Raw genomic sequence first — 11,622 nt, forward strand, 5'->3', positions numbered from 1 at the left:
GGCGATCAGCGGAACACTCCTGTCGATCCGGTCGACCGGATCGTACGACCGCCGGACGATGGCTGCGTTGCTGGCGCCGGCGCTGCGGGGGCGGTCCGCTGCTGGGTGGCGCGCGTCGTGGTTGTCTGGCGGGTGTTTTGCCGGGTGGTGGTCGTTCGGGTGGTCTGCGGCGCAGCCACCTGGACAGCCGGGCAACGCACCTCATCGGCGGCCATCAAGGTCCGAAAAAGCCCGATCGTCGGTTCGTTGCTTTCGGGCGCGCCACCTGCCTCGGCAAAGTAGCGCGCGACAGAGTTGCGGGATCCGGCACCCCAGATGCCATCGATCCCCGCCGTATAGCAGTTGAGCCGGGCAAGCTCCGTCTGGATCGCACGCGGCAATTCCGGCTGGGCCGGGTCGAAGGCGCCCTGATCCAGCAGAGCGGTGAAGAGCGTCGGGTTATCCCGGCGCAGCGCCTCTCGTTCCTGGGGATCGGCGATGCTGAGCTCCGATCCGGAGAGGGCGGAGGTGCCGTCATCCCCGACGACGTCAAAATCCGGATCGTCCTCTTCGATGACGCCGACGATGATTGAGGGTTCGGGCAGGCCCTGCGGCGTCGGCAGGCTTGCCGGGGCGGGTGCGGGCTGGGCGGCAAAAATCAAGACACCATCATCAAGGACCGAGGCCCCCTGGGCCTGCCGGATGACCGGCGCCGTGGCAGAACGGACGTTCACCGGTTGGACTGCAGCCGAAATGACGACCGTATCGTTTTGCACAGCGCCGACAGCGGCCGCGGCGTGAAGCCGTTCGGACGCCCAGATCGTTGCGCCCGGGCCGCTTGACAGCTTGTCGATGGCGCCTTCCAGCGTCACGTCGAACGTCGTCAGGGTGCGGGTCAGCATATCGCTCAGATCAGCGCGGACCGACGTGCAGGTTTCGCTCGGGGCGACGGAATAGACTGACCGCACACGCGGATCATCGGGGGCCGTCACTCGTCCCCCACCGGGGAGGAGACTGTGCCCCTCATGGCAGCTTTCAACGATCAGCGTGATGCGCGGCGCATCGATCGATGCCAAGATCTCGTCGACAGGAACGCCCTGCTGCTCGACCGCCGGGCGATCCGACGGCGCGACATCGACCGGCACGAGGATGGTCCGGCCATCGACCGTCGTGACATGACCAGAAAAGAACAGGACCGCTTCTTCCGCAGTCCCACCAATCGCCCGAAGACCGGCAGCATCGGCATCGGTCAGAACGCTTGTGGAAAAGCCACTGGCCGACAGTCGGTCAGCAACACGCTGTACATCGGCCGCCGGACCATCCAGCGGAGCCTGTCCCGCATAGCTGGCATTGCCGACGATCCACGCAACCCGATCGGCAGAAGCCGACCCAGCCGTAAGGGCCAGAACGCTTGCCGCAAGTCCGATCCGAACGCTGTTGCGTGCCATCCTCATCCTCGACTGGAGGTTCAGCAAAACTTCCCGCATCTTTTATACGCGACGGCGGCTCTTCGCGCTACTGTGGAGTGGCCTTTGTTATGATGGTGTCGGCGCGAGGAAGAGCGTCCATCGCTCCGTGCGCTGGGTGTCAACCTCGATAAAGCGGGCGGGAAGGTAGCCTCGAAGAAGACAATCCGTCTCGCCTCGAATCGTAAACTTTCGGGTCGAGATGCACATCTCGTCCGTCCCGTTAAGGATCTCTTTGCCGAAGACATCCTTTGCGAAGATATAGACGTATCGGGCAGGAAGTGGATCGCGGATGACATTCGCGCATTGGTTAGGCCCGACCGTCCACCAACCGCGGGTGACGAACGTATCTTCTTCAGACTGGCCGACAGCGACATTTATGACGTCGAAGGTTTGATTGCAGACAGCAAACTCTGCCCGGAGAGGTCCGGCAACGAGCGACCAGATTGCCACAAATGCGACGCCGAAAGCTCTTGCACCGGTGACCATACGCGATCCTCCCTTGTTCGATTGTGAAAAATCGCCTCTCGCGGTATAGTTGGAAAGCGGGGCAAATTTTAAGGACCTAAACGTAATGGCCAAAACCATCATTTTGATCGCAGGCGCGGGTATTTTCACCGTCGTCGGCGCAGTCGGCCTGACACAGGTACACAAGATCATTCAACCCAACACCGCCGTGACATCCGCGCCGGTCGCGCAATCCGTCGAACCGCCCAAACGACCCGTTGTCGCCCCGGCGGTTGAAAGCCCGGTTCAGACGGCAACCGATGCCCCGCCTGCAGATCTTTCACCAGCCGAAGACGTCGCACTGACAGAGCCCACAACGGTCAGCCCGACCGCCCCAGACGATAGCATCGCAGTCGCACCTGCCGCGAAAGCTCCGCAAACCCCCTCTGACATCCTGCGTGAGGCCGGTGTGGAGACCTACGTTCCGGGGATCGAGGAAGAACGCAATACATTCGTCGCAGAGCCCTCCGTTTCGCGCGTGCCTTTGGATGCTCCCCAGCAGGAGACGAGTGACCCGGTGACAAGTATCGTGCGCGACGATCGCCCCGCCGATGATCGGCGTATCAAGCGAACGTGGTCAGTTGGGGTCTATCGCTGAGGCATTGTTGCCCAATCCACTGTTGACTTGCGGCCCTGATTGAGGACCAATCCGATCTGTCCGCGGATGTGCCCATGCGCGGCCTTCGACAGTAATCTCGTCATCGCCCTGGGGAAAAAATGTCTTTCCGTGAAATTATCTGCCTGACCGGCATCGCCCTTAACTTGCTTGCAGTTCCGGCCGTCGCACAAGACGACACGTCGTTTCAGCTTGAACTCAACAATGCAGCCGACACCGCCGACGGCAATTGCCGGCTGACATACGTCGCGTCGAACAATTCCGAGGAGGGGCTGGAACAGGTCTCTTACGAGGTCGCAGTGTTCGACGGCGAAGGCACCGTGACCCGCATCCTCGTTCTCGAGTTTGGCGCGCTTCCGGTCGGCAAGACGAAAGTGCTTCAGTTCGACCTGGCCGGGCAGCAATGTTCGGATACGTCACGCATCGTGGTCAATGACGTCGCCGATTGTTCGCTGTCGTCCGGCGATACCGGCGATTTCTGCCTCAGCGGGCTGGCAACAGCGTCACGTACGGCGATCCAGTTCGGTACGTAAAGCGGTATCATAACAGCGGCAGGTGAGATGATCCTTCCCGACCTCTCAGTTTTTGATCCGGTCACACTGGTCGTCTTTGCCGCTTTGGGAGCGCTGTCACTCCTGGCGATCACGGTCGCTTTCTTCAAATCCTTCCAGTTTGCCCGGCTTGGCGTCGGGCAATCCCGTGATGCCGAAAAGATCGTTGAAAGCTGGCTGAATGGCCGGCCGGATGCGGCGCTGCAATCGGCGGCGGATCAGGACACTGTCCTGGCGCGAGTTCTGCAAGCCGTGATGACGGGGCTGCAAGCACGCCCCGACGATCGGACCTATGCTGAAGAGCTGGGGCGTCAGACGGCGCTGATGGAGCTACAGTTGATGTCCACCCGGATGCGCCTGCTCGAGGCGGTCGTGCAGGCGGCACCCATGCTGGGGCTTCTGGGGACCGTGATCGGCATGATCGACGCCTTCGGGACCCTCTCTGCCTCGGAAGGCGCGGTTGATCCCGCGCTGCTGGCGGGCGGTATCTGGACAGCTCTTACAACGACGGCGATCGGCCTTGCCATCGCGCTCGTCACCTACTTCGTTGCCAACTGGCTGGAAGAGCGGATCGACCGCGAACGCCAGCTGATGGAAACGATGATCTCTGCCGCGATCCACGGCCGCGTCGCCCGCGCCGCCGCGGCCTGACCTGCGGGTCCGGCCCGGATGGCCAGCATCATTGGATCTCTCCCCCGACGGCAGCGGGAATACCGCTTCAGGTTGACGCCGCTCGCGGATGCAATGTTTCAGTTGCTGATTTTCTTCATGTTGTCGTCAGGGCTGAACCCCTATTCGATGCTAACGATCGGCTCTGGAGAAGGTGGAGACCCCTCCGCGGCCATCGCCGGCGAGATAGAACAGCCACAACAGACTGCGGTGCTTGGAGATGCGGCCGTCTGGAATGTTGCGCGGGATGCAGTGATGACGGGCGGGCAGCGTTTCGCCTTCGAAGACCTGCCGCGTCTGGCCGAAGCGGCGGCGGGCACAGACGCTTCGCGCGTGATCCTCATCGCTAATAGCGAGGCCCGCGTACAGGACGTTGCGACAGTCCTCGAGGCCCTCACAGTTGCAGGTGTGCTCGCCGTGCAACTCGCGCCAGGGGCGCCATCATGAGGAAGCAACTGCTCCCCCCGCCACCGCCTCGGATCCGGGTCGACGTTTCGCTTGCGATCGTCAACATCGTCCTCCTGCTGATCCTGTTCTTTCTGGCGACGGGTCAGTTGCTGAACCCTTCCGACAGCGATGTCGATGTGGCAGAGACGACGGAACTGCCACTTGATCAGCTGCCTTCTCCGATCCTTGTCGTCGACTCCTCAGGCGCCTGGGAACTGGACGGTCGCCGTATCGACCCCGAACTGCTCGGCGTCGCCGTCGATGAGCTGCCGGAGCCGCGCGTGCTGCATATCCTCATCAACCGAGAGGCGCCTGCGACGCTCCTGCTTGACGTCTCAAGCCGGCCTGAGCTGTCGCAGGTCGCACTTCGGCTCGTCACCTTACACCGGAGGCCCGCGCCATGAGGCGGGAAAGCCCCTTGCGCTGGATCGAGGCCTTCGGTTTCTCGCTGTTGTTTCACGCAGGCATTCTTGCCGCGCTTGTTGGTATCTATCGGCAAGCGATCTTCATCTCCGAAGCGCGCGAAAACGAGGTCGAGATCGTGGTGACGAACGTTGCCTTCGACACAGCGTTTCTGGATGCCGAGGACGGCGCTGGCGGGGATCCGGAAACTGTCGACGGAACGGAACCTGATGGCGCCGATGCGGTGGAAGCGGACGCGCCAGAGGAGGCAGAGGCCGAAGTGGCCGAGACGGTCGAACCCGAGGCGCCCGAGGAGGCGGACGCAGAACCGTCCGAGACCGCGGAAAGCGAAACTGCCGATCCGGTTGAACCGGAGGAGACGCAATCGATCGAGGACCAGATCGCCGGGTTGGAGCCCGAGCCGGTCGCGCCCATTACACCGGAGTCCTCACCGTCGCCAATCCTACCGGACCAGAATCTCATCGCGGTCGCGCCGGTCCAGCCGCAGGCAGAACGCGTTGCTGCGGTGACGGGTACCGGGTCCTCGAACGTCGATGATGGTGGGCCCGGCGCGGGCCGCATAGCCCCCGTCGCGCCACGAACGACAATCGCCGCGCCGAGTGCGATTCCGACGGCCCAGCCCGCCGCGGAACCGTCGCCAGAAGCCCGCACGGTCAATGCGCTGGTGCAGCGCATTCGGGAGCAACTGGCCGATGCCTGCCTCGTCGCCCTCCCCCAGCGGACGGGGGATGGTGGCGCGCGCCTAACGCTCATCGCGCCAGACGAAGAGACGATCCAGTCCTTCTCGCAGGCCGTCTTGCCAGGGCTCGAGCCGCAACCATCTGAACGGGATGTTCTGATCGATACGCGCCAATGCGCCGCGGTACGCTTCATACGAGAGCAGCCCGATTATCCGGTGGGCCGCCTGTCAATCGTGCTGGCCTCCGATCGCGTGGAAAGCGGAGGGCGGCTTATCGGCGCGATCAGCGGCGCTGCGGGCCGGTATGTGACGCTACTTTTGGTCGACGATAACGGGGTGGTTCAGGACTTGAACCGCTTCCTGACATTCGTAGGCGGAGAGACGCGGTTTGACGTACCCGTGACCCGTAGCGGTCCGCCGCGCGATACCGGTCAGATCCTCCTCGCGCTTGCAACCTCCGGCCGCCCCTCGACCATCGAAGAACGCGGAGGGCAATTGGCCGAAGATGTCTTTCCGCCGCTGAGTGAGGAGCTGGGCGAAAACGCCGTGACCGGCATGATCCCGTTTTCGGTGCGCTGAGAAGACTGCTCACGCGCAGAATGCCAAAGGAAAAGGGCGGGGTGAACCCGCCCTACAATCGTTTCAATCTATGAGCGCTCCGGCCCAAACTGGGTTTACCAGTCTTCGCGGACCACAGTCCGTGTCTTGACCGGCAACTTCATCGCAGCAAGGCGCAGAGCCTCGCGGGCGATGCTGTCGTTGACGCCGTCGATCTCGAACATGATGCGACCCGGCTTAACCTTGCAGGCCCAACGGTCGACGGACCCCTTACCCTTACCCATCCGAACTTCGATCGGTTTCGCCGTGACCGGCGTGTCGGGGAAGATACGGATCCAGACGCGGCCCTGACGCTTCATGTGGCGCGTCATGGCACGGCGCGCGGCTTCGATCTGACGGGCGGTGATCCGCTCAGGCTCGACCGCTTTCAGACCATAGGTACCAAAGTTCAGATCAGAGCCGCCTTTGGCTTCACCCCTGATCCGGCCCTTATGCATCTTGCGGAATTTGGTGCGTTTCGGCTGTAGCATACCTTAGTTCCTCCGTCCGCCGCCGGCGCCGCGGGGGGCCGGGCCTTCCTGGAGCTCCTGCTGCTTGCGATCGCGCGCCTGAGGATCATGCTCCATGATCTCGCCTTTGAAGATCCAGACCTTGATCCCGATAATACCGTAAGGCGTCGTCGCCTCGACATTGGCAAAGTCGATATCGGCGCGAAGCGTGTGCAGCGGCACCCGGCCCTCGCGATACCACTCGGTCCGCGCAATCTCGGCACCGCCAAGGCGGCCGGCAAGGTTCACACGAATGCCGAGCGCGCCCATGCGCATGGCGTTTTGCACGGCGCGCTTCATCGCACGGCGGAAGCTGACCCGACGCTCGAGCTGCTGGGCAATGCTTTCGCCGACAAGCTGCGCGTCAAGCTCGGGCTTGCGGACCTCGACGATGTTGAGGTGCAGTTCGCTATCCGTCATCGACGCCAGTTTCTTCCGCAGCGCTTCGATATCGGCGCCTTTCTTGCCGATGATGACGCCCGGACGGGCCGAGTGGATCGTGACGCGGCACTTGCGGTGCGGACGTTCGATGATCACCCGGCTGATGCCGGCCTGTTTGCACTCTTCACGGATGAAGTTGCGGATCTTGATGTCCTCGAGGAGGAGATCACCGTAATCCTTCGTGTCGGCGTACCAGCGACTGTCCCAGGTGCGGTTCACCTGAAGGCGCATACCGATCGGATTGACCTTGTTACCCATTAGGCTTGCTCCTCGACCTGGCGGACCTTGATGGTGAGCTCGGAAAATGGCTTGTGAATCCGGCCGAACCGGCCACGGGCACGCGGACGACCGCGCTTCATCACAAGGTTCTTGCCCACATAGGCCTCGGCGACGACGAGTTCGTCGACATCCAGGTTATGATTGTTCTCGGCATTGGCGATCGCGGATTGCAGGCATTTCTTGACGTCCTGCGCGATACGCTTCTTGGAGAAGGTGAGGTCGGTCAGCGCTTTCTCGACCTTCTTGCCGCGGATCAGCGCGGCCACGAGATTGAGTTTCTGCGGCGAGGTGCGGAGCATGCGCGTCTTGGCCATCGCCTCGTTCTCCGCCACGCGGCGGGGGTTCTTAGCCTTGCTCATTTCCGTTTCGCCTTCTTATCGGCCGCGTGACCGTAATAGGTCCGCGTGGGCGAGTATTCCCCGAATTTCTGGCCGATCATGTCTTCGGAGACGTTCACGGGGATATGTTTTTGCCCGTTATAGACACCGAAGGTGAGGCCCACGAACTGGGGCAGGATGGTCGACCGGCGCGACCAGATCTTGATGACGTCGTTGCGGCCGCTTTCGCGGGCCGCTTCGGCCTTTTTCAGGACATAGGCGTCCACGAAAGGCCCTTTCCAGACAGAACGGCTCATTGCTTAGCGCCTTTTTTTCTTGGCGTGACGCGAGCGGATGATCAGCTTCTGCGACGCCTTGTTCTTGTTGCGGGTGCGGGCACCCTTTGTCGGCTTGCCCCAAGGGCTGACCGGGTGACGGCCGCCCGAGGTTCGGCCTTCACCACCACCGTGCGGGTGGTCGACCGGGTTCATGACGACACCGCGAACCGACGGGCGGATGCCCTTATGACGGTTGCGGCCGGCCTTGCCGAAGTTCTGGTTCGAGTTGTCGGGGTTCGACACCGCACCAACGGTTGCCATGCATTCCTGGCGAACCAGCCGCAGCTCGCCTGAAGACAGGCGGATCTGGGCGTAGCCACCGTCACGGCCGACGAACTGGGCATAGGTGCCCGCGGCGCGCGCGATCTGACCGCCTTTGCCGGGCTTCAGCTCGATATTGTGGACGATGGTGCCGATTGGCATGCCCTGGAACGGCATCGCGTTGCCGGGCTTGATATCCACCTTCTCGCCCGAGACGACCTTGTCGCCGACGGCGAGGCGCTGGGGCGCGAGGATATAGGCCTGCTCGCCGTCCTCGTATTGGATCAGGGCGATGAAGGCGGTGCGGTTCGGGTCATATTCGATCCGGGCGACCACGGCCGAAACGTCGTGTTTGGTGCGCTTGAAGTCGACGATACGGTAGAGGCGCTTTGCCCCGCCGCCACGTCGGCGCATCGTGATCCGTCCGGTATTGTTCCGGCCCCCGTTCTTGGTGAGACCCTCGGTGAGGGCCTTGACGGGACGGCCTTTCCAAAGCTCCGAACGGTCGATCAGCACCAGTCCACGCTGGCCTGGCGTCGTCGGTTTGTACGACTTGAGTGCCATTTAACTGTCTTTCCGTTGCTTTGCAGGCAGGTTGCCTGGCGGTTGAAGGGCCCCGAAGGTCCCCGGTTGGTTGAAAAGCAATGGCCCCCGAGACCGGGGGCCGATGCGATGGGGCTCTCTATTAGAGCCCTGTAGTCACGTCAATCGTATTGCCCTCTTCGAGCGTCACGTAAGCCTTCTTGACGTCGTTGCGACGGCCAAGCTGACCGCGGAAGCGCTTTTGCTTACCCTTGGAAATGGTCGTGTTGACCGACTTCACCTTAACGCCAAAAAGGCTTTCGACGGCCTCCTTGATCGCGGGCTTGTTCGCATCGATCGCAACTTCGAAGACAACGGCGTTGTTCTCGGACGCCATCGTCGCCTTTTCGGTGATCACGGGCTTGCGGATCACGTCGTAATGTTCCGGCTTCACGCTCATTTCAGGCGAGCCTCCAGAGCTTCGACGCCGGCCTTGGTGATGACAAGCGTCTTCGATTTCAGGATGTCGTAGACATTGGCTCCGACCGAAGGCAGCACGTCCACATCCGTGAGGTTGCGCGCGGCGCGGGCGAAGTTCTCATCGACCTGCGGGCCGTCGATCACCAGCGTACGCTTCCAGCCAAGCGACTTCGCGTGCTTGGCCAGCTGCGACGTCTTCGCGTCGCCCAGCTTGGCCTCGTCGATGATGACCAGCTCACCGGCGGCCTGTTTGGCCGACAGCGCATGGCGCAAACCCAGCTTGCGGAACTTCTTGGTCAGTTCATGGCCGTGGCTGCGCGGGGTCGGCCCCTTATAGATCCCACCCTTGCGGAAGATCGGCGCGTTCCGGTCGCCGTGGCGTGCGCCACCGGTGCCCTTCTGGCGATAGATCTTCTTGGTCGAATAACTCGTCTCCGACCGGGTCTTGACCTTATGCGTCCCCTGCTGCGCATTGTTACGTTGCCAGCGCACGACGCGGTGCAGGATATCCGCACGCGGCTCAAGGCCGAAGATGGCATCGTCGAGATCGACGGAGCCAGCCTTCTTGCCGTCCAGTTTGATGGCATCAGCTTTCATCTTTGTCTCCATCGGTCGCGTCTGAGTTATCGTCATCCGACTTCTCGGCAGCGATTTCAGCTTCGGCTTCCTTGAGAGCAGCCTCTTGAGCCGCAGCCTCTTCCGCCAGACGTGCCTCTTCAGCGGCCTTGGCTTCGGCTTCGGCAGCTTCCGCCGCTTCTGCTGCCAGACGCTCAGCCTCTTCGGCAGCCGATTTCAGCGCCGCAGGGTAGATCACGTTCTCGGGCGTCGGCTTCTTGACCGCGTCTTTGATGGTGACCCAGCCGCCTTTGGAGCCGGGAACGGCACCCTTGACCATGATGAGACCACGGTCGGCGTCGGTCTTGACCACCTGCAAGTTTTGGGTGGTGACCTTGGCCGCGCCCATATGTCCGGCCATCTTCTTGCCTTTGAAGACCTTGCCTGGATCCTGACACTGACCGGTGGAGCCATGCGAGCGGTGGCTGATCGACACGCCGTGTGAGGCGCGCAGACCGCCGAAATTGTGCCGCTTCATAGCACCGGCGAAGCCTTTACCGATCGACGTACCGGAGACGTCGACGAACTGGCCTTCGAAATAGTGGTTCGCGGTGATCTCCTCACCCACACCGATCAGATTGTCGGGATGGACACGGAATTCGGCGACCTTGCGCTTGGGCTCGACCTTGGCGGCGGCAAAGTGGCCGCGCATCGGCGCGCTGGTGCGCTTGGCCTTCGCGACGCCCGCCCCGAGTTGAACGGCGCTGTAACCATCCTTTTCGAGCGTGCGCTGGGCGACAACCTGGAGCTTGTCGAGTTGCAGGACAGTAACGGGGATCTGCTTTCCGTCGCCCTGGAAGATTCGGGTCATCCCGACCTTTTTGGCGATGATACCTGAGCGTAGCATGTGTCTCGCGCCTCCCTCAGACTTTGATCTCGACATCGACACCAGCGGCGAGGTCAAGCTTCATTAGCGCGTCGACCGTCTGCGGCGTCGGATCCACGATGTCGAGCAGCCGCTTGTGGGTGCGGATCTCGAACTGATCGCGAGATTTCTTGTCGATATGCGGACCGCGCAGGACGGTGAAACGCTCGATCTTGTTCGGAAGCGGGATTGGCCCGCGTACGGAGGCGCCGGTCCGCTTGGCGGTGTTCACGATTTCCTGCGTGCTGGCGTCCAGTACGCGGTAATCGAACGCCTTGAGGCGAATTCGGATGTTCTGGCTTTGAATGGCCATTTCTCTGCCTTTCGAGGCTCTTATCAGGTTGAGAGAGGTGGAGGGCGCATCATTGCGCCCCCTACGTCGAACCGGTGTGTTGTGCGGGCCGCTTCGCTTGCGCGATGGGCGGCCCGTGAGGGAGCGATGAGCGCCCCTTACTCGATGATCTTCGAGACGACGCCCGCGCCGACCGTCCGGCCGCCTTCGCGGATCGCGAACCGCAGGCCGTCTTCCATCGCGATCGGCGCGATCAGCTCGACCTTGAACGACACGTTGTCGCCCGGCATCACCATCTCCGTGCCTTCGGCCAGCTCCACCGTGCCCGTCACGTCCGTCGTGCGGAAGTAGAACTGCGGACGGTAGTTGGCGAAGAACGGCGTGTGGCGCCCGCCCTCTTCCTTGGTCAGGATGTAGGCTTCGGCCTCGAACTTGGTGTGCGGCGTCACAGAGCCCGGTTTGGCCAGAACCTGACCCCGCTCCACGCCCTCCCGGTCGATGCCGCGCAGCAGCGCACCGATATTGTCGCCCGCCTCGCCGCGGTCCAAGAGCTTGCGGAACATCTCCACGCCCGTGCAGGTCGTCTTCTTGGTGTCGCGGATACCGATGATCTCGATCTCGTCGCCCACGTTGATCACGCCCCGCTCGACCCGGCCGGTCACGACCGTGCCCCGGCCCGAGATCGAGAACACGTCCTCGATCGGCATCAGGAACGGCTGATCCACCGCGCGTTCAGGCGTCGGGATGTACTCGTCGACGGCGGCCAGAA

18 protein-coding genes are annotated in these 11,622 nt (G+C 62.5%); 6 read left to right on the forward strand and 12 right to left on the reverse strand.

The window, feature by feature from the left end:
• Positions 1 to 5: 5 nt before the first annotated feature.
• The gene (locus AADZ90_RS18715) at positions 6 to 1,427 is read right to left on the reverse strand and encodes a caspase family protein (protein ID WP_367311540.1); all 1,422 of its coding nucleotides are present in this window, start codon (positions 1,425 to 1,427) and stop codon (positions 6 to 8) included.
• Between the two features lie 87 nt (positions 1,428 to 1,514).
• On the reverse strand, positions 1,515 to 2,033 hold the full coding sequence (locus tag AADZ90_RS18720) for a DUF1036 domain-containing protein (RefSeq protein WP_411997094.1): 519 nt from the start codon (positions 2,031 to 2,033) through the stop codon (positions 1,515 to 1,517).
• Here AADZ90_RS18720 and AADZ90_RS18725 point away from each other — a divergent pair.
• From AADZ90_RS18725 to AADZ90_RS18750, 6 genes are all read left to right on the forward strand, one after another.
• Entirely contained in the window at positions 2,020 to 2,550 is a 531-nt protein-coding gene (locus tag AADZ90_RS18725; protein WP_367311538.1) for a hypothetical protein, read from the forward strand. The two genes, AADZ90_RS18720 and AADZ90_RS18725, sit on opposite strands and share 14 nt — an antisense overlap.
• 119 nt (positions 2,551 to 2,669) lie before the next feature.
• The gene (locus tag AADZ90_RS18730; protein WP_367311537.1) at positions 2,670 to 3,101 is read left to right on the forward strand and encodes a hypothetical protein; all 432 of its coding nucleotides are present in this window, start codon (positions 2,670 to 2,672) and stop codon (positions 3,099 to 3,101) included.
• Positions 3,102 to 3,128: 27 nt separating this feature from the next.
• Positions 3,129 to 3,770, forward strand: a complete 642-nt coding sequence (locus tag AADZ90_RS18735; protein WP_367311536.1) for a MotA/TolQ/ExbB proton channel family protein — start codon at positions 3,129 to 3,131, stop codon at positions 3,768 to 3,770.
• Between the two features lie 18 nt (positions 3,771 to 3,788).
• Positions 3,789 to 4,235 (forward strand): ExbD/TolR family protein, encoded by a 447-nt coding sequence (locus AADZ90_RS18740; RefSeq protein ID WP_367311535.1) that lies wholly within the window; start codon positions 3,789 to 3,791, stop codon positions 4,233 to 4,235.
• The gene (locus AADZ90_RS18745) at positions 4,232 to 4,639 is read left to right on the forward strand and encodes a biopolymer transporter ExbD (RefSeq protein WP_367311534.1); all 408 of its coding nucleotides are present in this window, start codon (positions 4,232 to 4,234) and stop codon (positions 4,637 to 4,639) included. The genes AADZ90_RS18740 and AADZ90_RS18745 overlap by 4 nt, the downstream gene beginning before the upstream one ends.
• Positions 4,636 to 5,916 carry a hypothetical protein gene (locus AADZ90_RS18750; RefSeq protein WP_367311533.1) on the forward strand — a complete coding sequence of 427 codons (1,281 nt, stop codon included), beginning with the start codon at positions 4,636 to 4,638 and terminating at the stop codon, positions 5,914 to 5,916. Before AADZ90_RS18745 ends, AADZ90_RS18750 begins: the two co-directional genes overlap by 4 nt.
• 95 nt (positions 5,917 to 6,011) lie before the next feature.
• On the opposite strand, the gene rplP is transcribed toward AADZ90_RS18750, so the two are convergent.
• The 10 genes from rplP to AADZ90_RS18800 form a co-directional block, all read right to left on the reverse strand.
• The gene (rplP, locus tag AADZ90_RS18755; RefSeq protein WP_367311532.1) at positions 6,012 to 6,425 is read right to left on the reverse strand and encodes a 50S ribosomal protein L16; all 414 of its coding nucleotides are present in this window, start codon (positions 6,423 to 6,425) and stop codon (positions 6,012 to 6,014) included.
• A 3-nt stretch (positions 6,426 to 6,428) separates the two neighbouring features.
• Complete coding sequence (gene rpsC, locus AADZ90_RS18760) at positions 6,429 to 7,142, reverse strand: 30S ribosomal protein S3 (RefSeq protein WP_367311531.1); 714 nt, start codon at positions 7,140 to 7,142, stop codon at positions 6,429 to 6,431.
• The gene (gene rplV, locus AADZ90_RS18765; RefSeq protein WP_367311530.1) at positions 7,142 to 7,522 is read right to left on the reverse strand and encodes a 50S ribosomal protein L22; all 381 of its coding nucleotides are present in this window, start codon (positions 7,520 to 7,522) and stop codon (positions 7,142 to 7,144) included. The genes rpsC and rplV overlap by 1 nt, the downstream gene beginning before the upstream one ends.
• Complete coding sequence (rpsS, locus tag AADZ90_RS18770; protein ID WP_367311529.1) at positions 7,519 to 7,797, reverse strand: 30S ribosomal protein S19; 279 nt, start codon at positions 7,795 to 7,797, stop codon at positions 7,519 to 7,521. The genes rplV and rpsS overlap by 4 nt, the downstream gene beginning before the upstream one ends.
• Before the next feature lie 3 nt (positions 7,798 to 7,800).
• Positions 7,801 to 8,643, reverse strand: a complete 843-nt coding sequence (gene rplB, locus AADZ90_RS18775; RefSeq protein ID WP_367311528.1) for a 50S ribosomal protein L2 — start codon at positions 8,641 to 8,643, stop codon at positions 7,801 to 7,803.
• Between the two features lie 121 nt (positions 8,644 to 8,764).
• Positions 8,765 to 9,061 carry a 50S ribosomal protein L23 gene (locus AADZ90_RS18780; RefSeq protein ID WP_367311527.1) on the reverse strand — a complete coding sequence of 99 codons (297 nt, stop codon included), beginning with the start codon at positions 9,059 to 9,061 and terminating at the stop codon, positions 8,765 to 8,767.
• Positions 9,058 to 9,678, reverse strand: a complete 621-nt coding sequence (gene rplD, locus AADZ90_RS18785) for a 50S ribosomal protein L4 (protein WP_367311526.1) — start codon at positions 9,676 to 9,678, stop codon at positions 9,058 to 9,060. The genes AADZ90_RS18780 and rplD overlap by 4 nt, the downstream gene beginning before the upstream one ends.
• The gene (gene rplC, locus AADZ90_RS18790) at positions 9,668 to 10,543 is read right to left on the reverse strand and encodes a 50S ribosomal protein L3 (protein ID WP_367311565.1); all 876 of its coding nucleotides are present in this window, start codon (positions 10,541 to 10,543) and stop codon (positions 9,668 to 9,670) included. Before rplC ends, rplD begins: the two co-directional genes overlap by 11 nt.
• Positions 10,544 to 10,559: 16 nt before the next feature.
• On the reverse strand, positions 10,560 to 10,868 hold the full coding sequence (gene rpsJ, locus AADZ90_RS18795; protein WP_367311564.1) for a 30S ribosomal protein S10: 309 nt from the start codon (positions 10,866 to 10,868) through the stop codon (positions 10,560 to 10,562).
• A gap of 143 nt (positions 10,869 to 11,011) precedes the next feature.
• On the reverse strand, positions 11,012 to 11,622 hold a 611-nt coding region (locus AADZ90_RS18800; RefSeq protein ID WP_411997095.1), incomplete at its 5' end, for an EF-Tu C-terminal domain-related protein.

This window comes from Aestuariibius violaceus (genome assembly GCF_040779325.2).
In the GTDB taxonomy this organism is placed as follows: domain Bacteria; phylum Pseudomonadota; class Alphaproteobacteria; order Rhodobacterales; family Rhodobacteraceae; genus Aestuariibius; species Aestuariibius violaceus.

Excerpts from the sequence above, each read along its gene's own strand:
- AADZ90_RS18715 (WP_367311540.1), bottom strand. The coding sequence starts at position 1,427 with ATGGCACGCAACAGCGTTCGGATCGGACTTGCGGCAAGCGTTCTGGCC.
- AADZ90_RS18725 (WP_367311538.1), top strand. The coding sequence starts at position 2,020 with ATGGCCAAAACCATCATTTTGATCGCAGGCGCGGGTATTTTCACCGTC.
- AADZ90_RS18720 (WP_411997094.1), bottom strand. The coding sequence starts at position 2,033 with ATGGTTTTGGCCATTACGTTTAGGTCCTTAAAATTTGCCCCGCTTTCC.
- AADZ90_RS18730 (WP_367311537.1), top strand. The coding sequence starts at position 2,670 with ATGTCTTTCCGTGAAATTATCTGCCTGACCGGCATCGCCCTTAACTTG.
- AADZ90_RS18735 (WP_367311536.1), top strand. The coding sequence starts at position 3,129 with ATGATCCTTCCCGACCTCTCAGTTTTTGATCCGGTCACACTGGTCGTC.
- AADZ90_RS18740 (WP_367311535.1), top strand. The coding sequence starts at position 3,789 with ATGGCCAGCATCATTGGATCTCTCCCCCGACGGCAGCGGGAATACCGC.
- AADZ90_RS18745 (WP_367311534.1), top strand. The coding sequence starts at position 4,232 with ATGAGGAAGCAACTGCTCCCCCCGCCACCGCCTCGGATCCGGGTCGAC.
- AADZ90_RS18750 (WP_367311533.1), top strand. The coding sequence starts at position 4,636 with ATGAGGCGGGAAAGCCCCTTGCGCTGGATCGAGGCCTTCGGTTTCTCG.
- rplP (WP_367311532.1), bottom strand. The coding sequence starts at position 6,425 with ATGCTACAGCCGAAACGCACCAAATTCCGCAAGATGCATAAGGGCCGG.
- rpsC (WP_367311531.1), bottom strand. The coding sequence starts at position 7,142 with ATGGGTAACAAGGTCAATCCGATCGGTATGCGCCTTCAGGTGAACCGC.
- rplV (WP_367311530.1), bottom strand. The coding sequence starts at position 7,522 with ATGAGCAAGGCTAAGAACCCCCGCCGCGTGGCGGAGAACGAGGCGATG.
- rpsS (WP_367311529.1), bottom strand. The coding sequence starts at position 7,797 with ATGAGCCGTTCTGTCTGGAAAGGGCCTTTCGTGGACGCCTATGTCCTG.
- rplB (WP_367311528.1), bottom strand. The coding sequence starts at position 8,643 with ATGGCACTCAAGTCGTACAAACCGACGACGCCAGGCCAGCGTGGACTG.
- AADZ90_RS18780 (WP_367311527.1), bottom strand. The coding sequence starts at position 9,061 with ATGAGCGTGAAGCCGGAACATTACGACGTGATCCGCAAGCCCGTGATC.
- rplD (WP_367311526.1), bottom strand. The coding sequence starts at position 9,678 with ATGAAAGCTGATGCCATCAAACTGGACGGCAAGAAGGCTGGCTCCGTC.
- rplC (WP_367311565.1), bottom strand. The coding sequence starts at position 10,543 with ATGCTACGCTCAGGTATCATCGCCAAAAAGGTCGGGATGACCCGAATC.